This is a genomic window from Nocardia abscessus, assembly GCF_015477775.1.
In the GTDB taxonomy this organism is placed as follows: domain Bacteria; phylum Actinomycetota; class Actinomycetes; order Mycobacteriales; family Mycobacteriaceae; genus Nocardia; species Nocardia abscessus_A.
Window position 1 is genome coordinate 202,109 of the sequence record NZ_JADLQO010000004.1, and the last position, 17,923, is coordinate 220,031.

The 17,923-nt window shown below is 68.1% G+C and carries 17 protein-coding genes and 1 tRNA gene; 10 read left to right on the plus strand and 8 right to left on the minus strand.

Features of this window, described 5'->3' with window-relative positions:
* Positions 1 to 111 precede the first annotated feature (111 nt).
* From IU450_RS40905 to IU450_RS13930, 4 genes are read left to right on the plus strand one after another with little or no spacing between them, the layout of a single operon-like run.
* Complete coding sequence (locus tag IU450_RS40905) at positions 112 to 537, plus strand: SH3-like domain-containing protein (RefSeq protein WP_181719808.1); 426 nt, start codon at positions 112 to 114, stop codon at positions 535 to 537.
* The gene (locus IU450_RS40910; RefSeq protein ID WP_195064820.1) at positions 534 to 833 is read left to right on the plus strand and encodes an SH3-like domain-containing protein; all 300 of its coding nucleotides are present in this window, start codon (positions 534 to 536) and stop codon (positions 831 to 833) included. The genes IU450_RS40905 and IU450_RS40910 overlap by 4 nt, the downstream gene beginning before the upstream one ends.
* Positions 830 to 1,540, plus strand: a complete 711-nt coding sequence (gene scnC, locus IU450_RS13925; RefSeq protein WP_195150222.1) for a thiocyanate hydrolase subunit gamma — start codon at positions 830 to 832, stop codon at positions 1,538 to 1,540. Before IU450_RS40910 ends, scnC begins: the two co-directional genes overlap by 4 nt.
* Complete coding sequence (locus IU450_RS13930) at positions 1,537 to 1,866, plus strand: SH3-like domain-containing protein (RefSeq protein WP_195150223.1); 330 nt, start codon at positions 1,537 to 1,539, stop codon at positions 1,864 to 1,866. Before scnC ends, IU450_RS13930 begins: the two co-directional genes overlap by 4 nt.
* A 76-nt stretch (positions 1,867 to 1,942) precedes the next feature.
* On the opposite strand, the gene IU450_RS13935 is transcribed toward IU450_RS13930, so the two are convergent.
* Positions 1,943 to 2,016 (minus strand) — tRNA-Met (locus IU450_RS13935).
* Between the two features lie 526 nt (positions 2,017 to 2,542).
* Between IU450_RS13935 and IU450_RS13940 the strand changes: the two genes are divergently transcribed.
* Positions 2,543 to 3,088, plus strand: coding sequence for a transglycosylase family protein (locus IU450_RS13940; RefSeq protein WP_195150224.1), 546 nt, complete (start codon positions 2,543 to 2,545; stop codon positions 3,086 to 3,088).
* Positions 3,089 to 3,176: 88 nt separating this feature from the next.
* Here IU450_RS13940 and IU450_RS13945 read toward each other — a convergent pair whose 3' ends face one another.
* The gene (locus IU450_RS13945) at positions 3,177 to 6,176 is read right to left on the minus strand and encodes a UPF0182 family protein (protein ID WP_195150225.1); all 3,000 of its coding nucleotides are present in this window, start codon (positions 6,174 to 6,176) and stop codon (positions 3,177 to 3,179) included.
* Positions 6,177 to 6,388: 212 nt separating this feature from the next.
* Here IU450_RS13945 and IU450_RS13950 point away from each other — a divergent pair, with 212 nt between their 5' ends.
* Entirely contained in the window at positions 6,389 to 6,970 is a 582-nt protein-coding gene (locus tag IU450_RS13950) for a PPA1309 family protein (protein ID WP_195150226.1), read from the plus strand.
* A 28-nt stretch (positions 6,971 to 6,998) separates the two neighbouring features.
* Here IU450_RS13950 and IU450_RS13955 read toward each other — a convergent pair whose 3' ends face one another.
* Complete coding sequence (locus tag IU450_RS13955) at positions 6,999 to 8,024, minus strand: PDZ domain-containing protein (protein ID WP_195150227.1); 1,026 nt, start codon at positions 8,022 to 8,024, stop codon at positions 6,999 to 7,001.
* A gap of 127 nt (positions 8,025 to 8,151) precedes the next feature.
* On the opposite strand from IU450_RS13955, the gene IU450_RS13960 reads away from it, so the two are divergent.
* From IU450_RS13960 to IU450_RS13970, 3 genes are all read left to right on the plus strand, one after another.
* Entirely contained in the window at positions 8,152 to 9,564 is a 1,413-nt protein-coding gene (locus tag IU450_RS13960) for a zinc-dependent metalloprotease (protein WP_195150228.1), read from the plus strand.
* Between the two features lie 84 nt (positions 9,565 to 9,648).
* Complete coding sequence (locus IU450_RS13965; protein WP_195150229.1) at positions 9,649 to 10,524, plus strand: hypothetical protein; 876 nt, start codon at positions 9,649 to 9,651, stop codon at positions 10,522 to 10,524.
* An 11-nt stretch (positions 10,525 to 10,535) separates the two neighbouring features.
* Entirely contained in the window at positions 10,536 to 11,915 is a 1,380-nt protein-coding gene (locus tag IU450_RS13970; protein ID WP_195150450.1) for an ABC1 kinase family protein, read from the plus strand.
* 288 nt (positions 11,916 to 12,203) lie between these two features.
* Here the strand turns inward: IU450_RS13970 and IU450_RS13975 are convergent, their stop codons facing one another.
* From IU450_RS13975 to IU450_RS13985, 3 genes are all read right to left on the minus strand, one after another.
* A complete protein-coding gene (locus IU450_RS13975; protein ID WP_157106825.1) occupies positions 12,204 to 12,527 on the minus strand; it encodes a WhiB family transcriptional regulator in 324 nt (107 codons plus the stop codon).
* A gap of 135 nt (positions 12,528 to 12,662) precedes the next feature.
* A complete protein-coding gene (locus tag IU450_RS13980; protein WP_195150230.1) occupies positions 12,663 to 13,001 on the minus strand; it encodes a hypothetical protein in 339 nt (112 codons plus the stop codon).
* Positions 13,002 to 13,113: 112 nt separating this feature from the next.
* Positions 13,114 to 15,261 (minus strand): ATP-dependent DNA helicase UvrD2, encoded by a 2,148-nt coding sequence (locus IU450_RS13985; protein ID WP_195150451.1) that lies wholly within the window; start codon positions 15,259 to 15,261, stop codon positions 13,114 to 13,116.
* A gap of 272 nt (positions 15,262 to 15,533) precedes the next feature.
* Here IU450_RS13985 and IU450_RS13990 point away from each other — a divergent pair, with 272 nt between their 5' ends.
* Entirely contained in the window at positions 15,534 to 15,764 is a 231-nt protein-coding gene (locus tag IU450_RS13990; protein ID WP_195150452.1) for a mycoredoxin, read from the plus strand.
* A gap of 42 nt (positions 15,765 to 15,806) precedes the next feature.
* Here IU450_RS13990 and nudC read toward each other — a convergent pair whose 3' ends face one another.
* Together nudC and IU450_RS14000 are read right to left on the minus strand one after the other, a co-directional pair.
* The gene (gene nudC / locus IU450_RS13995) at positions 15,807 to 16,712 is read right to left on the minus strand and encodes an NAD(+) diphosphatase (protein ID WP_195150231.1); all 906 of its coding nucleotides are present in this window, start codon (positions 16,710 to 16,712) and stop codon (positions 15,807 to 15,809) included.
* A gap of 46 nt (positions 16,713 to 16,758) precedes the next feature.
* On the minus strand, positions 16,759 to 17,814 hold the full coding sequence (locus IU450_RS14000) for a potassium channel family protein (RefSeq protein ID WP_195150232.1): 1,056 nt from the start codon (positions 17,812 to 17,814) through the stop codon (positions 16,759 to 16,761).
* Positions 17,815 to 17,923 lie beyond the last annotated feature (109 nt).

Here is a 17,923-nt window from a genome sequence, read left to right on the forward strand (position 1 = left end):
TTGGCGAACGGACCAGATAACTGTGACTGGGGTCACATCACAGTGTTCGCGCGCACGCCATCCGCAAACCGCCCCCTTCGGGGCCACCGGATCCGTCACTACGGAGACATCATGAGCGCACCGAACCGATTCGACGAACTGCAGCACCGCGTCGCGGACCTCGCACCGGTGTTTCGCGAACCGCTGGACTCGCCCTACGAGATCTCGAACGAATTGTTCGCCGCACTGCGGCACGTCCTGCACGACGTGGGCGGCCAGCCGGACATCCCGGTCGAGTACCGGGAGAAAGAGGAGGAGCCCTGGGAGATGAGCACCTACGTCACGTGTGAATGCCTCGGCTGGCGTGGCGTGTGGAACTCCGAGGAACGCCGGCGAGCGGAGAACGACCTCGGCGCGACGCTGTACTTCGGTCTCCCCTACTACGCGCGCTGGGCGACCGTCGCGGCGAAGACCTTGGTCGCCAAAGGACTGATCACTCCTGACGAGCTGTCGGCCAAGCTGGACGAAGTACGCGCCCGACGGGAGGCGCGCGCATGACGAGGAAGTACCGGATCGGCGATCGCGTCCGGATCCGCGAGGCCACCTCGATGTTCCACACCCGCACCCAGGCCTACACCCGCGGCCGCACGGGCGTCGTCGTCGAGCACCGGCCGGAGTGGATCATCCCGGAGGACGAGGCGTGGGGGCGTGAGGACGGCCGCGTCGAGCCGTTCTACGTCGTGCGATTCCGCCAGAAGGATCTGTGGCCCAAATACACCGGCTTCGACGCCGACACCTTGGAAACGGAGGTTTCCGAGCACTGGCTCGAGCCCGCAGAGGAGGATGCCCGGTGAGCCGGACGCACGACCACGAGGCGCACGCGCCGATCCAGACGAGCGAACAGATCAGCGAGTTCGAGGTGCTCGAGACGGCGATCCGGGAACTCGCCATCGAAAAAGGGCTGTTCTCCCAGGAAGACCACCGCAGGTTCGCCGAGTGGGCCGAATCCGTCGGCCCGCACGGCGGATCGAAACTGGTCGCGAAGGCGTGGATGGACCCCGACTTCAAGGCGCGCCTGCTCGCCGACGGCACCGAGACGTGCAAAGAGGTCGGCATCGACTGGCGCGACCCGACCGGATCCGGGACGCCGAGCGACTACACCTACTTCTACGTGCTGGAGAACACTCCCCAGGTGCACAACCTCATCGTGTGCACCCTGTGTTCGTGCTATCCGCGACCGGTGCTCGGGATGTCACCGGACTGGTATCGCACGCCCAACTACCGCCGGCGCCTGGTGCGCTGGCCCCGCGAGGTGCTCGCCGAATTCGGCTTGCACTTCCCGCCCGAGGTCGAGATCCGGGTGCACGATTCGAATCAGAAGTCGCGGTTCATGGTGATGCCGATGCGTCCGGAGGGCACCGAGGGCTGGACCGAGGAGCAACTGGCCGCCATCGTCACCCGGGACACGATGATCGGCGTGGCGCTGCCCCAGGTCGACTGGACCGCGCAGCAGCCGCCGAACCGAGCCGAGTCCGCCACGAGGAAGGACGACCACCGGTGACGAGCGGCCCGTACGACGTCCTGCTGCACACACTGGACCCCGAGTCGCGCCGGGAGAGCACATTGCCCGAACTAGACCGCAAGCCCGATCCCTGGGAGTCCAGCATGCAGGCCACGTGTGAGTGCCTATCCTGGCGCGGCGCCCTGGACAACCTGGAACGCCGCCATGCCGAGGACGTGCTCGGCGAGACGATCTATCACGACTTCCCGATACGAACGCGCTCGGTCGTCGTCACCGCGCACACGCTGATGGATCGTGGCGTGATCACCCCGGCGGAACTGCGCGCCCGCATGGACGCCGTCCGCGAGCGGTTCCACCGGCAGTAGGGTCTGCCGACGAACCGGACACATGGCACAGACGAAAACGGCCCGGAACCTCTTGGTTCCGGGCCGTTTCCCTTTGTAGCGGGGACAGGATTTGAACCTGCGACCTCTGGGTTATGAGCCCAGCGAGCTACCGAGCTGCTCCACCCCGCGTCGGTGAACACAACATTACACACGGGTTCCCGCAGACCGCAAATCGCCAGTTCAAAGCACCTTTCGGGAGTTGAACAGACCAGGGGAAGCCGAAGCGCAGGTACATCGCGGACCGCCGAATCGCACGGCAGCAACCGCGAACACGATGCGCATATCGCTCGCGCCCACAAGATTCTCCACGGAGCGAGTACTTCAAACGTGACGTACTTCACTATATCATGGTGATCTCACTCACATAACGATGCGATAACTTACCACCCTTCGAGCGTGTTGATGGCGTTTACCACCTGGAAAAACGTCGATATTCGGGTTATTCGCTTCACGCGATTCCAGCGTTATCCAGATGTGATCTGCTGAGATTTCTTCGTTACCGTCAGTCCACGGCCCGGATCATCCGAGACGGGCTCGAACTCGAACCGCCGAACACCGGCGACCCTGTCCCGCGGTTCGAGGATCCCCGACGACCTGGGGACAGGGACACGGCAGCTGGATCGCCGTGCCGGCGGGCGCAGGGAGGGAAACGACCATGACTGAGAACCGGAAGATCAGCACCCGCGCCTTCGGCCTCGCCGCCATCACCGGCGCTCTTGTTGCCGTCCCGTTCGCATTCTCCACCGCTTCTGCCTCCGCGGCGACCCACGACTGGGACGGCGTCGCACAGTGCGAGAGCGGTGGCAACTGGGGAATCAACACCGGAAACGGCTACTACGGCGGCCTGCAGTTCTCGCAGAGCACCTGGGCCGCCAATGGCGGCAAGGGCTCCGCCCACACCGCGAGCAAGGAAGAGCAGATCCGCGTGGCGGAGAACGTGCTCGCCACCCAGGGCCCCGGCGCGTGGCCGTCGTGCGGCAAGTACCTGCGTCCGGGCACCTCCGAGCCCGCGCCGCTCGTCCGGGCCGAGGAACTTCCCGAGGTGCCCGAACCCGCCCAGCCCGCTGTGAGCGCCGCGCAGACCGTGGTCGAGCAGGCCAAGTCCGCCGCGGGCGAGCTGGCCGAGCGGTACGGCCTCGAGGGCCAGTTCCAGCAGCTCGTCGACCAGAACAGCACGCTGATCGACTCCTTCGGTCGCTGACGCACCCTGCACCGCAAACAAAAGACGCCGCCATCGCGATGATGGCGGCGTCTTTTGTCGTCGCGGCTAATGCGACGGCAGCGCTATATCAGCGACCCGCGTCCTGATACGCCTTGACGGCGGCTTCCAATTCATCGAGCGCTCGACCGAAATCCTGGAAGTTTCCGCTGCGCATGGCATTTCGGACATTCTCGATCTTGCGGTTCAGCTCCGTGGCCGCGGCGTCCTTGGCCGAGGACGATCCCGTGCCGGGCGGCGGGACCGACGCGGGCGGCGGTGTTCCGGCATTGCTGACGCCGTTGTTGCCCTGGTCGGCAGGCGGCGGAGCGGTGCCGGGCTTCGGCCTGGTGCCCGAGTCACCGCCGGACGGCGTCGCCAGCGCGCCCGCGGACGGGATGACCTGGTTCAGCGCCTCCGTCAAGGTCGAGGCGTAGCCCACCTTGACGTTGCCCGCCTCGTCCCGATAGCTGACCAGCACCCGCAGCAACTGCGGGAAGGTCGCCGTGTTCGGCCCCGTATTGCGTTCGTTGTAGAACGGCTCCACGTACAGGATGCCGCCGTCGGCGATCGGCAGCGTCAGCAGATTGCCATATTTGATCTTGTTCGAATTGGACAGCAGCGTTTTCTCGCGCGACACCTCGGGCGCGGTCGTCATCCGGTTCTGCGTCTGCTGCGGACCCAATGTCTGTGTGTCCGTGGGCAATCGCAGAATCGTGAACTTTCCGTACCCATCCGGGTCCGAGCGCACCGAGATATACGCCGCGAGATACGGCCGGTTGTAACCAGTCATGGCACTGGTCAGATTGAACGTGGGTTTGTTCGTTTTCTGGTCGCCGAGCAGCACGTAATACGGCGGCTGGTTGGCGGTGGTCCCGCCCTCGGAGGTCGGGTCGGCGGGGACCGACCAGAAAGCGTTGTTGGTGAAGAATTCCCGGGGGTCGTCCACGTGGTACTTGGACAACATTTCGCGCTGGACCTTGAACAGATCCTCCGGATAGCGGAAGTGCGCCCGCAGTTCCGGCGAGATCTCGTTCTCCGGCTTCACCGCGCCGGGGAACACCCCGCGCCACGCCTTCAGCACCGGGTCCGACGAGTCGACCTCGTACAGGGTGACGGTGCCGTCGTACGCGTCGACCGTCGCCTTGACCGAGTTGCGGATGTAGCTGACCGACTTGCGCGGCAGCAGCCGGCCGGTCTTCTTGTCGATGCTGTCCTCGACGCCCTCCAGCGCGGTGGACTGCGCGTACGGGTAGTTGTCCAGCGTGGTGTAGGCGTCCACGATCCAGACGATCCGTCCGCCGACCACCGCGGGGTAGGCGTTCCCATCGGTGGTCAGCCAGGGCGCGACCTTCTGCACCCGTTCCCGCGGGCTGCGGTTGAAGATGATCTTGGAGTCGTCGGCGATGGCCGAGGAGAACAAGATATTGCGCTCGGCGTACTTGGCCGCGAAGGCGAGTCGGTTGATCCAGTTGCCGATCGGCACGCCGCCCTTGCCGGTGTAGGTGTACTGCGCGGTGTCGGAGTCGTATTCGCGCGGACGCTGGCCGTCCATCGCGCCGACGATCGCGTAGTCCGGATTCCACTGCGAGATCAGCTCGCCGAAGTACACCCGGGGCTGGTCGACCCTGATCCGCTGCTTGTCCGCGGGCGTGAACAGGTCGCTCACCATGAAGATCGGGTAACCGCCGTCGCCGCTGCCTCCGGCGGCGTTCGGGTCCTCGGACGGCGGCTTGTTCACCCGGTTGGCCGGAGCGGCGACGAAACCGTTGCCGTGGGTGTAGACGGTGTGCCGGTTGATCCAGTCGGTCTGGTTGCCGCTCAGCGCCGCGGGCGAGAGCTCCCTGGCGGCGACGACGTAGTCCTGCACATCACCGTCGAGGTTGTAGCGGTCGATGTCCAGCGACTCCGGGAAGCCGTAGAAGTTCTTCAGCTGGCGCAGCTGGGTGAACGTGGGCGAGAGTATGTTCGGATCGAGCAGCCTGGCGTTGCCGATGGTCGCGGCGTCCACCGGGACATCGAGCGGGCTCTTGCTGCTCTCGCCCTTGTAGTCCTTGTAATCGATCCTGTCGTTGGTGATGCCGAACGCCTGCCTGGTCGCGGCGATGTTGCGTTCGATGTACTCGCTCTCCTTGTCCGCGGCGTTCGGACGCACCGAGAACTGTTCGACCACCAGCGGCCACACCGCGCCGACCAGGATCGAGGACAGCACCAGCAGCGCGGCGGCCATCGCGGGCACCCGCAGATCGCGCAGCACGATGCCGGCGAAGAACGCGAGCGCGCAGATCACCGCGATGGACAGCAGGATGAGCTTGGCGGGCAGCACCGCGTTGATGTCGGTGAACGAACCGCCGGTGAAGGTGGGTTCCTTGCGACTGCTGGAGAGCAGTTCGTACCGGTCGAACCAGTAGGCGATCGCCTTGAGCAGCACGAAGAGTCCGGCGAGCACGGCAAGCTGGATACGCGCGGGCCGGGTCAGCGTGCCCTCGCGGCCGGTCAGCCGCAGTCCGCCGAACACGTAGTGGGTCACCAGGCTGGCGAAGAACGCGATGACCACCGCGACGAACAGCCAGTTCAGCACCATGCGGTAGAAGGGCAGGTCGAAAGCGTAGAAGCCGACGTCGAGGCCGAACTCCGGGTCCTTCTCGCCGAACGATCCGCCGTTGAGGAACAGCTGCACCGTCACCCAGTTCGACTGCGCCACCAGGCCCGACAGCAGGCCGAGCAGCACCGGGATGCCCGCGCCGAACAGCCGCAGCCTGCTCATCACGGTGGTGCGGTAGCGCGCGATCGGGTCGTTCGGGCCCGCCACCGGCACGAACACCGGCCTGGACCGATAGGCCAGCAGCAGCGCCAGCCAGACCACCAGGCCGACAAAGGCCGCCACGGCCACGAACAGCAAGACCCGAGTCCGCAGCACCGTGAGGTACACGTTGCGGAAATCGACTTCGCCGAACCACAGCCAATTCGTGTAGGCGTCCGTCAGCCGCGGCCCGAGCAGCAACAACGCCGCGAGGACGATGGCCGCCACCAGCAGCACACGGCTGCGTCGGGACAGCGAAGGTAAGCCGGTGGGGGGCCGCATGCCCACGATGCCACTCTCCAAGGTCCGGCGACGCTCGCACCGATACGCCCGGCCGATGCGCCGCAGTCCGATGTTGCGGGTGGTCCTTCCGGACCGTGTCCCGGCCCACTCTACGGAAATCGGACACCGTGCAGCTGGCAGGGTTGCGCTTGCCGCGCCGGGGAACCGATCGCCCGGGTTTCCGGCTGGCCCGCTCGGCGGTTTGGTTGGATGTTCGCGTGACCCCAGACCTGCACGCCGAACTCGTCCTTGCCCGCTCCGTCCGGGAGGTGGCGGAATTCGTCGACGCGGAGGGGTGGGGTCGTCCCCCGCAAATGTTCGCGCTGGTGCCGACCGCGGACCTGGTCGCGGCGCAGCCGGAACTCGAGGATCAGCTCGACGAGGGCGACGAGCTGACGCCGGTCGCCCAGGAGGCGTTCCCCGACGACGTCACCGGCGGCTCGATCGCCCTGGACGAATTCCTCGCCACCACCAGCTGGCCCCCCGCCGTCCAAGGTTGTGTGCTGGTGCAGGAGATCGTGGTGCTTCCGCCGGACGCCGAGTCCACGCTCGACGACGCGCTGGCTCCGCTGCTGGCCGACCACGACGCCGCCGACGCGGCCGCGCGCGCCGCCGCCGAAGCGCACCCGGAGCGCCGGGAGGCGCGGTTGTTCGCCGCGGTGCTGCGCGACGGCGCGTCGCTGTGCCTGCTGCAACTGCGCCCCGAGGACGACGCCGACGATTTCGGCGACCTGGACCTGCGCACCTATCCCAACCTGGCGCCGAACCTGGTCGAAGCGCTGCACCACACGCTCGAGTGAAGCGCGGGCCGTGCGCCCGGGTGCGGCCTCACCCGCAGCTGACCGGCTCCTTGCCGGTGTTGATCTCGTTGAGCGACTGCACCGCGCCGGTGAGGTTCTCGACCCGCACCAGCCGCAGCCCGTCCGGGATCCGCTGCTTGGCCTCGTTGCAGTTGGCCTCGGGCACCAGGAACGTCTCCGCGCCCGCCTCCCGCGCGGCCATCATCTTGTACTGGATGCCGCCGATCGGACCGACCTTGCCGTCCTGATCGATGGTCCCGGTGCCCGCCACGAACTTGCCGCCGTCCAACTCGCCCGGGCTGAGCTTGTCGATCAGGGCCAGGCTGAACATCAGGCCGGCCGACGGGCCGCCGATGTCGGCGAGGTTGAACGCGACCTGCAGCGGCGGCCGGGCGCCCTCGCCCGGCGTCACGCCGAGGTAGCCCTTGGCGGGGTCGTCGGGGCGGGCGCCGAGGACGATCGTCGCCGTCTGCTCGGTGCTCTCGCGGCGGAACACCACGGTCAGAGTGCTGCCGGGCGCTTGGCCGGAGACCGCCGTGATGACGTCCTTCGGCGTGGTCATGGGCGTGCCGTTGATGCTGATCAGCTCGTCGCCCGCGCGCAGCGCGTCATGGGCGGGTCCGTCCTCGGCCACCTTGCGCAGCAGCACGACGGTCGGCAGGTTCAGGTAGTGCAGCGCGGCGACCTCGGCGTTGCCCTCGGAGTCCTTGAAGTCCTGCTGATTGGACTTGTCGATCTCCTCGCGCGAGACGCCGGGCGGGTAGACCTCCGAGCGCGGCACCAGGCCGTGCTGGCCGCTGGCCCAGAAGCCGAACGCCTCGAAGATGCTCAACCCGTCGCGCACCGAGACGGTGGTCATATTGAGATGCCCGGTGGTCGGATCGACCTCGGTCCCACGGACGTCCACGACTTCCTTGCCGTCCACCTTGCCGAGGGTGTTGAAGGTGGGGCCGGGACCGAGTGCGACGTACGGCACAGTCACGACGCTGCCGACGACGCCGAGCACGAGCACCGGGATCAGGGCGGCCACCAGGGTGAGGATCCGACGATTCACCTGGACCACAGTAGTGATGCCCGGCGTCGCGGACCGCCGGAGGCGGTCATTTCACCCGGGCGCGCCGCCGCCGGTTTCGCGGCGCGCGAACATCGAGACGCTGTGCTACACGCGTAACGTGAAGGGCATGAACGACCTCCCCTTCGGATTCTCGAACCGCGACGACGACGATCGCAAGCGCGGTGACGAGCCGAGCGGTCCCGGCCCGAACGACCCGTTCGGTTTCGGTATCGGCGGGTCCGGCGCGGGCGGATTCGACCCGGCGCAACTCGGGCAGATGCTGACCTCGCTCGGCCAGATGCTCAGCGGCATGGGGCAACCGGGCTCGGCGCAGGCCGGGCCGGTGAATTACGACGTCGCCAAGCGGCTGGCCCGTCAGCAACTCGGCTCGACCGTCGCTCCGGTGCCCTCGGGCGCCGCGAGCGCGGTGGCCGACGCCGCGCACCTCGCCGAACTCTGGCTCGACAGCGCGACCACCCTGCCCGCGGGCGCGACCAGGACGGTCGCGTGGACCGCCAACGACTGGATCGAGCAGACCCTGCCCACCTGGCAGCGCCTGTGCGACCCGGTGGCGCAACAGATCTCGGGCATGTGGACCGCGGCGCTGCCCGAGGAGGCCAGGCAGTTCGCCGCGCCGATGGTCGGCATGCTCGGCCAGATGGGTGGCCTCGCGTTCGGTTCGCAGCTCGGTCAGGCGCTCGGCCAACTGGCCAAGGAGGTGCTCACCTCCACCGACATCGGCCTCCCGCTCGGACCCACCGGCACCGCGGCGCTGCTGCCCGCTGCGATTTCGGAGTTCAGTGCGGGACTCGAGCAGCCGGAGAGCGAGATCCTGGTGTTCCTCGCCGCGCGGGAAGCGGCCCACCAGCGACTTTTCGCGCATGTGCCGTGGCTGCGCCAGCAGGTGCTCGGCGCGGTCGAGGACTACGCGCGAGGCATCCGCATGGACTTCTCCGCGCTCGAGCAGGCCGCGCAGGGCATCGACCCGATGTCGCTGACCGATCCCGCGAAGCTCGAGGAGATCCTGGCGCAGGGCACGTTCGAACCGCAGACCACGCCCGAGCAGAAGCAGGCGCTGGAACGGCTGGAAACACTGCTGGCGCTCATCGAGGGCTGGGTACAGGTGGTGGTCGGCGACGCCGTCGGCGACCGGTTGCCCGGCGCGGGCGCCCTGGCCGAGACGCTGCGCAGGCGCCGCGCCACCGGCGGGCCCGCGGAGCAGACCTTCGCGACCCTGGTCGGCCTGGAGTTGCGCCCGCGCAAGCTGCGCGAGGCGGCGGCGCTGTGGCGCAGGCTCACCAGCGACGCGGGCATGACCGCACGCGACCAGGTGTGGGCGCACCCCGACCTGCTGCCGGATTCCGACGACCTGGACTCCCCCGCGGGCTTCATCGACTCGGTGATCGGCGGCGGCACCACCGCGTTCGACGATCCGCTGGCGCAATTGGCCGAAACCGAGGCTCGGGAGCAGGCCGCGCGCGAGCGCAAGGACGACGACGCGGGCCCCGACCTGGGTAAGGAAGGCGACGCGTCCGCCTGATCAATCCTGTGGATGAAGCGAAACCCTGTGGATAACTGAGGATTTCGGCCTGGCCCCGCGGCACGTGGTCCGCATACTGATGACATGACAACGACGTGTCGCGGTCCGCGATTGCGGCCGCGGGTGACCGTCCTGGTCCGCCCGACCGGTGTCGTGCAGCTCGGGTGCGATCCGGAGACCGCGGTGGTGCTCGGTCCGGAAGGCATGGACGCCGAGACCGTCCTCGCTTTCCTGCGCCTGCTCGACGGTCTGCGCACGAAGCCGCAGATCATCTGGCGAGCCGGAGAGTGCGGGATCGACGCCGAGCGCGCCGTGGCCTTGCTCACGCTGGTCGACGAAGCCGGGCTGCTGGACCATCCCGAGGACCGGGCCGGGCAGGTGCGGTCCGTGCGGGTGCACGGCCTCGGTCCGCTGTCGGACGCCGTGTCGGCCGGTCTGCGCGCGCTGGGTGTGCGGCCGAGCCGGTCCAGGGACTACCCGGTCGGCGCGGCGACGGTGCGATCGTGGGGGTCGGATCTCGTCGTGCTCGCCGACGCGCTGATGCCCGATCCACGGCTGGTGCACGATCTGCTGCTGCACCGCATCCCGCATCTGCAGATGCGCATCCGAGACAACAAGGGCGTGATCGGCCCGCTGGTGCTGCCCGGCGTCACCAGCTGCCTGCGCTGCGCGGACCTGATCCGCGCGCAGAACGACGCCGACTGGCCGCACCTCGCGGCGCAACTGCTCGGCCGCGTGGGACACGCCTCTCCCGCCGGGATCGCCGCGACCACGGCGGTAGCCCTCGGCGAACTGGAGGCGATCATCGACTGCTCACCGCGGCGCACCCCGGCCACGCTGGACGTGACGCTGGAACTGGATCTGGATTCACACGTCCTCGATCGGCGCGAGTGGGACCGCCATCCCGCGTGCGCGTGTGCGAGTGTTTCCGCTGGACTCGGCGCCGGAGCGCGGGGGTGATCAAGATTGCCATGGCCGCGGGCTGGTCCGTCCGCCATGATGGGTACGTGTCAGAGATCGTGCGCCGTCGCTCGTCCCGCAACGCCAAGTTGGCCAAGATTCCGCTCGGCATCGCCGGCCGTGCCGCCGTTGGGTTCGGTAAGAAGCTCGCCGGGGGCGATAAGTCCGAGATCAACGCACAGCTCAATCAAAGGGCCGCCGAGCAGCTGTTCACCGTGCTCGGCGAGCTCAAGGGCGGTGCGATGAAGTTCGGGCAGGCACTCAGCGTGATGGAGGCCGCGGTCCCGGAAGAGTTCGGCGAGCACTATCGCGAGGCCCTCACCAAGCTGCAGGCCGCCGCTCCGCCGATGCCGGCCGCCACCGTTCACCGGGTGCTCGACCAGCAGCTCGGCACCCAGTGGCGCAGCCGGTTCAGTGAGTTCGACGACACTCCGGCCGCGTCGGCCAGCATCGGGCAGGTGCACCGGGCGGTGTGGTCGGACGGCCGGACCGTCGCGGTGAAGGTGCAGTACCCCGGCGCCGACGAGGCGCTGCGCGCCGACCTCAAAACACTGTCGCGCATGTCCGGCCTGGTCGCGTCCGTGATTCCCGGTGCGGACGTCAAGCCGATCCTCGCCGAGATCACCGAACGCACCGAAGAGGAGCTGGACTACCGCAACGAGGCGGCCAACCAGCGCAGCTTCGCCAAGGGCTTCGACGGGCACGGCGAGATCGTGGTGCCGAAGGTGGTGGCCAGCGCACCGAAGGTGATCGTCACCGAGTGGCTGGACGGCGTCGCCGTCTCGACGATCATCAAGCAGGGCGCCGAGGATCCGGAGGGCACCCGTGCGCTGCGCAATCGCGTCGCCGGCCTGATGGGCCGGTTTCACTTCTCCTCCCCCGAGGTGGTCGGGCTGCTGCACGCCGATCCGCACCCGGGCAATTTCATGATGCTGCCCGACGGCAAGCTCGCCGTCATCGATTTCGGCGCCTGCGCACCGATGCCGGAGGGCTTCCCGCCGGTGCTGGGCCGGATGCTGGCTTTGGCGGTCGAGGAGCGCTTCGCCGAACTCACCGAACTGCTCTACGACCACGGCTGGGTGATCCCCGGCCGGGTGGTCACCCACCAGGAGATCGCCGATTATCTGCGGCCGTTCACCGACCCGATCCAGACCGACTCGTTCCACTTCACTCGCCGATGGATGCAGCGCGTGGCAGGCAAGGCATCGGAGTTCTCCAGCCCCGAGATGAAAACCGCGCGGGCACTGCAACTCCCGGCGGAGTACGTGATGATCTTCCGCGTGCTCGGCGGCTCCGTCGGCATCCTGGCCCAGCTCGACGCCGAGCTGCCGTTCATGCAACTCGTCCGCACCTGGATGCCAGGCTTCAGCGAGGAGCGCACGGCCTCCTGAGCCGAACCCCCAGCTCTGTCGAGTGGTCAGCCACCCCGCGCTCTCCACTGGACTGGAACGACTGTGCACCTGCTCCAACCCTCGGGTGCGAGTCTTACGAGCACCGTTCGCGACCCGTCTCGCGTCCGAGTGGGCGAAGCGCATGCGCCGCAGGCGCTGCAAACCAGACACAGCCGCCCACCAGGTAGCGGTGGGCGGCTGGTCTGCTTTCTCGTTCGTTGGCTCGGCCCGTGCCGGGACCGACCGAATCGAGCACATCGACCGGAGGGAGGGAAATCACTCCCCGGCTCATGCCGGGACCGCGACCTTGCGCGGACGACCGCGGGGACGCTTGCGGGCGATCACGACACCCTGGTCGAAGATCTCACCGCCCCAAACACCCCATGGCTCACGACGATCCATGGCGGCGCTCAGGCAGCCCTTGCGGATCGGGCAGGTCGCGCACAGCGCCTTGGCCTGCTCCAACTGGACCGGGCTCTCGGCGAACCAGAGGTCAGGGTCTCCAGCACGGCAGGGCAGGACCTTGGTGATCTCCTGGGTCCGAGTAGTCGACGCCACGGTTCGGCATGTCACGTCAGTAGTGGCCTGCGGCCAACCCTGTGCGGTGAACACGTCGTTCTCCTTCAGCTCGTTTGCAGCGGTTCGTTTGTTGTGCGAAACCGGTGCCGGTCGGCTGAAGGGCCGGAGAATACTGGCCACGGTTTCGCTGTTGTGCGATCCGTGGCCAGGAGGTCGGGGAGGAGTTCCCTACCTAGGTCGACATCTGTGTCGAGTCCTGATCACGGTCGCTGGGTGTGCGGTGCGGAGGCGTGCTGCCCGCGGATCCGCCGGCTCGAAGCCGACTTCATCCGCGAAGACACCGACTGCTGCCTCGGCAGCCGTCGGGTGCCAGCCCGCGCTGGGCTTGCCCTGAATCTCGGTACGGAATGACGCGTGCATCGCAGCGGAATTCACTTGCGTGCAAGACGTGCCGAACGCACCGATTTCGGACAGACCGATCCCCTGCAAAGCGAGGATCCCCCGGGAGGCCGCCATGGGCGCATAGACCGCAACGCCATTGGCGCTGAAGTTCATGATGTTGTCCATTGCTCTGCCTCCCTCCTGTACTCGTGTGTGTCGGTAACTGTGCGCGCCGAGATGCCCTCCCGGTGCGTGAAATCCACCATAGGCAAGATCGTCCAACGCCACAACCTATTTTCTACCTGCGGTTTTGTGATGTGGATCGAAGTCGGGATGCGACGATCGCGAGCACGTCCGCGCCGAACTGGTCGATCTTCTTCGCACCGATGCCCGCGATCGCGGCCAGCGCGGCGTCGTCGGCGGGCAGTTGTTCGGCGATCGCGGTGAGCGTGGTGTCGGTGAACACCACGAACTCGCGCACCCGCAGCGCCTCCGCCTTCTCCGCACGCCAATCCCGCAGTGCGGCAAGCAGTTCCGCGTCCATTTCGGCCGGGCAGCGACGGCAGCGGCCGAGCATGGTCGCGTAGGTGCCGATCAACGGTTTCGCGCAGACCCGGCAGGTCGGGCGGACGCCGCCGGCCGCAGAGGACGGCGCCGCGATCCGCGACGCGGGCGAGTCGTCGGGGACCAGACCGTTGAGGAATCGGGAGCGCCGCCGGATGCGCCTGCCGCCTTCGTTCCTGGCCAGCGCCCAGGACAGCCGCAGATGCTCGCGCGCCCGGGTGACCCCGACGTAGAGCAGCCGCCGCTCCTCCTCGAGCGCCGCCTCGTCGGCGACCGAACCGTCGTCGGCGAGGACGTGCGCGATCGGCACGGTGCCGTCGGACAGGCCGACGAGGAACACCGCGTCCCACTCCAGGCCTTTCGCGGCGTGCAGTGAGGCCAGCGTGACCCCTTGCACCGTGGGTGGGTGCCTGGCTTCGGCACGGGTCGCGAGCTCCCGCAACAGGCCGGTCAGGTCCAGCCGGTCGTCGTGGCCGACCAATTCCTCGGTCAGGCGCACCAGGGCGACCAACGAGGACCAGCGTTCGCGCGCCTGGGCGCCCGCCGGCTCGGTGGCGGTCAGGCCTACCGGGGCGAGCACCGCGCGTACCAGCGAGATCAGGGCGCTGCCGCTGCGCGCCTGATCGGGCAGATCGTCTCGGGCGGCGGCCTGCCGCAGCGCCTGCACAGCCTGCCTGACCTCGGCACGCGTGAAGAACCCCTCGCCGCCGCGGACCTGGTACGGGATGCCGCGCTCGGTGAGCGCCTGCTCGTAGCTCTCCGATTGGGCGTTGATCCGATAGAGCACGGCGATCTCGGCGGCCGGTGTACCCGCCTCGATGAGCCGGCCGATCGCCTTGGCCACCGCCGCGGCCTCGGCAGGCGCGTCGTCGTATTCGGCGAAGGCGGGCTCCGGTCCGGCGGCCCGCTGGCCGATCAGTTGCAGCCTGGTGCCCGCGATGCGGCCGCGCGCCGCCCCGATCACCCGATTGGCCAGCGACACCACCTGCGGCGTCGAACGGTAGTCACGTTCCAGGCGCACCACGGTGGCGTCCGGGAAGCGGCGGGAGAAGTCCAGCAGGTAGCTCGGTGTGGCTCCGGTGAACGAGTAGATCGTCTGGTTGGCGTCGCCGACGACGGTCAGGTCGTCGCGGTCGCCGAGCCACGCGTCGAGCACGCGCTGCTGCAGGGGCGTGACGTCCTGGTACTCGTCCACGACGAAGCTGCGGTAGCGGCTGCGGAATTCGTCGGCCACCGCCGGATAGTCCTCCAGCGCGGCCGCCGTATGCAGCAACAAGTCGTCGAAATCCAGCAGCAACCCGTCGGGCGTCGCCTTCAGCTTCTCGTAGGCCGCGTAGACCTCGGCGACGCGCAGTGCGTCATAGGGCGTCTCGCGGTGCTGTTTCGCGACCGCCGCCGTGTAGTCCTCCGGCGCGATGAGCGAAGCCTTCGCCCACTCGATCTCGCCGAGCAGGTCGCGGACGCTGTCGGTAGCGGTGGACAGCCCCGCCCGGTGCGCCGCCTGTGCGACGATCGGGAATTTGGCATCGATCAGCCGCCACGGGACGTCGCCGACGATCTGCGGCCAGAAGTACTTCAGCTGCCGCAGCGCCGCCGCGTGGAAGGTCCGCGCCTGCACCTGGCTGGCCTCGCCGCCGAGGCCGAGCGCGCGCAGCCGGGTACGCAACTCCCCCGCCGCCCGTGCGGTGAACGTCACCGCGAGCACCTGATCGGCCTTCACATGCCCCTGCGCGACCAGATGCGCGATGCGATAGGTGATGGTCCTGGTTTTGCCGGTACCCGCGCCCGCGAGCACACATACCGGACCGCGCGGCGCACGGACGGCGGCGGCCTGCTCGGGGTCGAGGTCTGCGAGGTCGAGAGCGGGCACGCGGTCCATCATGACAGCGCCCACCGACACCCACCGATCGGCCGGGGTCCGCCCACGAGCTGCACGCCCTCAACGAGCCGAACTTCCCACCGCACCCCGGCCAACACGCACCGGACTTCGCGACGCACCCGCAGCGGACAACGGCGCCCAACTTCGAGACCCGGTTCGACGCCGTGTTCCGCCGTGCGCGGACTGTGGCGCAAGGCGGAAAAGGTTCGAGTTGGAACAGTGAGCGGTCCTGCGGCGTTGCAGTGTCCGTGACTGACGCGAACCCCACCCTGACGATGTACTCGACCACCTGGTGCGGCTACTGCCGCAGGCTCAAGAAGCAGCTGGACGAGGCGGGCATCATCTACGTCGAGATCGACATCGAGCAAGATCCGGCGTCGGCCGAGTTCGTCGGGAGCGTGAACGGCGGCAACCATGTCGTGCCGACCGTGAAGTTCGCCGACGGGTCCACCGCGACGAACCCGTCGCTGGCGGCGGTCAAGCAGGTCCTGGCCGGCCTGTCCTGATCAGCCGCCGCGCGCGGGCCGCAGCGGCCCGCGCGCGTGCGCTCAGTCGATCGCGGCCCAGGATTCCACGATGGTGCGCGCGATGGAGATCGAGCCCGGCAGCAGCAACTGGGCTCCCTCACCCTGCTTCGACCAATCGCCCACCGCCAGCGCTTCGCGTACCTGCGCGCGGGTGAACCAATTGGCTTCGGCGATCTCCCCGTCGGAGAAGACCAGCGGCTGCTCGGGATCGGCGACCGCGGCGAAGCCGAGCATCAGCGAGCGCGGGAACGGCCACGGCTGGCTGCCCAGGTAGCTGATCTCGCGCACGTCGAGGCCCACTTCTTCGCGCATCTCGCGCTCGACGCAGCGTTCCAGCGACTCGCCCGCCTCGACGAACCCGGCCAGCAGCGAGAACAGCGACTTCGGCCAGCTCTGCTGACGCGCGAGCAGCACCCGGTCACCGCCGTCGTGGATAAGGCAGATCACCGCCGGATCGATGCGCGGGAACTCTTCGTAACCGCTCTCGGTGATGCGCGACCACCCGCCCTTGGACACGGTGGTCACCGCTCCGTCCGCCCCGTTGTATCCCGCCTTGTCGTGCCAGTTCAGCAGTGCGATCGCGGTGGAGAGCAGCCCGGCGGTGCGGTCATCGATGGCGCCGCCGGCCAGCGCGCGCAGGTCGGTCAGCCTGCCCTCCAACTCCGCGTCGCGCACCGCCCACAGGTGAACACCGTCCTCGACGCCGAGGAACACCGCGTCCGGGTTCGGCTCGGCGGACAGCTCGAGGGCGGCGTCCAGGATCAGGACGCCCTCGTCGAAGCGCACCTGCCCGCGCCGATTGACCCGCAGGAGTTTGGCGCTCCCCCAGCCCTCCTTCAGAGCCTGAGCGTCACCCCGGATCGTCTCGGCCCGATCGACTACGGAACGGGACAGCAGTGGAACACCATTGAGCTGAAATGCCGGCACGGTTCGAGACTATCGCGCCCGAGCTACCACCCGGCCCGCGCCGGGGTCACTTCCCCGATCGGCGGATGTACAGCAGTTTGTCGCCCGCGTCGATCGCGTCGACTTCCGGCTCGCCCACTCGGTGGAGCACGCCGTCGCGCACCACACCGAGGACGATATCGCCGAGATGCCGTGGCGAACCGCCGATCTCGGACGGCTCCACCTCGCGTTCGGCGACGGCGAAGCCCTCTTCGGGCGTGAGCAGATCTTCCATCATCTCCACCACGGTGGGTGTGGTCGTCGCGATGCCGAGCAACCGGCCCGCGGTCTCCGAGGACACCACCACCGAGTTCGCGCCGGACTGCCGCACCAGGTGGGTGTTCTCCGCCTCCCGGATCGACACCACGATCTTGGCGGCCTTGTTCAATTCCCGGGCGGTCAGGGTGACCAGCACGGCGGTGTCGTCCCGATTGGTCGCGACCACCACCGAGTCGGCGTTCTGCGCACCGGCCAGCCGCAGCACGTCGGACTGCGTGGCCGAGCCGTGCACCGTGACCAGTCCGGCGTTCGCGGCCGCCTCCAAGGCGACCACGTCGGTGTCGACCACGACGATGTCGCCGGGCTGCACCCCGTCGCCGAGCATGGCGTCGATCGCGGTCCGTCCCTTCGTGCCGTATCCGACGACCACCGTGTGATTGCGCACTGTGTGCCTCCATCGCTGAATCTTGAAAGCCTGCCGGGAACGTTCGGTCAGCACGCCGAGGGTGGTCCCGACCAAGACGATCAGGAACAGGATGCGCAGCGGGGTGATGATGACGATGTTCGCCAACCGCGCCTCGGGCGTCACCGGGTGGATGTCGCCGTATCCGGTGGTCGACAGCGACACCGTCGCGTAGTAGAACGCGTCCAGGAACGAAAGTTCGTTCCCCGAGTTGTCGTGGTAGCCGTCGCGCCCGACATACACCACCAGCGCGGCCAGGAAGAGCAGCCCGGTGGCGAACAGCACCCGCCTGGTCAGCGAAATCCACGGGCTGGACTGCACTTCCGGGATGCGCAGCACGCCGACCAGTGCGAAATCGGGGCGGCTGGCCACTCCCAGTCCGCGCGCGCGATCACCGAACACCGGACACACCGGTCATCTCGTTGCTCGTGTCGGTCATCTCCGGTATTCCTTGTCCCTCCGGCACAGCAGGGGAGCCTACTGGTTTTATTTGTCCAGCGCCTGCGGCGCT

Bases quoted from the DNA above. Each gene is read 5' to 3' on its own strand.
- IU450_RS13985 (WP_195150451.1), bottom strand. From the start codon at position 15,261: ATGATGGACCGCGTGCCCGCTCTCGACCTCGCAGACCTCGACCCCGAG.
- IU450_RS13940 (WP_195150224.1), top strand. From the start codon at position 2,543: ATGACTGAGAACCGGAAGATCAGCACCCGCGCCTTCGGCCTCGCCGCC.
- IU450_RS13970 (WP_195150450.1), top strand. From the start codon at position 10,536: ATGGCCGCGGGCTGGTCCGTCCGCCATGATGGGTACGTGTCAGAGATC.
- IU450_RS13965 (WP_195150229.1), top strand. From the start codon at position 9,649: ATGACAACGACGTGTCGCGGTCCGCGATTGCGGCCGCGGGTGACCGTC.
- IU450_RS40910 (WP_195064820.1), top strand. From the start codon at position 534: ATGACGAGGAAGTACCGGATCGGCGATCGCGTCCGGATCCGCGAGGCC.
- IU450_RS13960 (WP_195150228.1), top strand. From the start codon at position 8,152: ATGAACGACCTCCCCTTCGGATTCTCGAACCGCGACGACGACGATCGC.
- IU450_RS13990 (WP_195150452.1), top strand. From the start codon at position 15,534: ATGTACTCGACCACCTGGTGCGGCTACTGCCGCAGGCTCAAGAAGCAG.
- IU450_RS13980 (WP_195150230.1), bottom strand. From the start codon at position 13,001: ATGGACAACATCATGAACTTCAGCGCCAATGGCGTTGCGGTCTATGCG.
- IU450_RS40905 (WP_181719808.1), top strand. From the start codon at position 112: ATGAGCGCACCGAACCGATTCGACGAACTGCAGCACCGCGTCGCGGAC.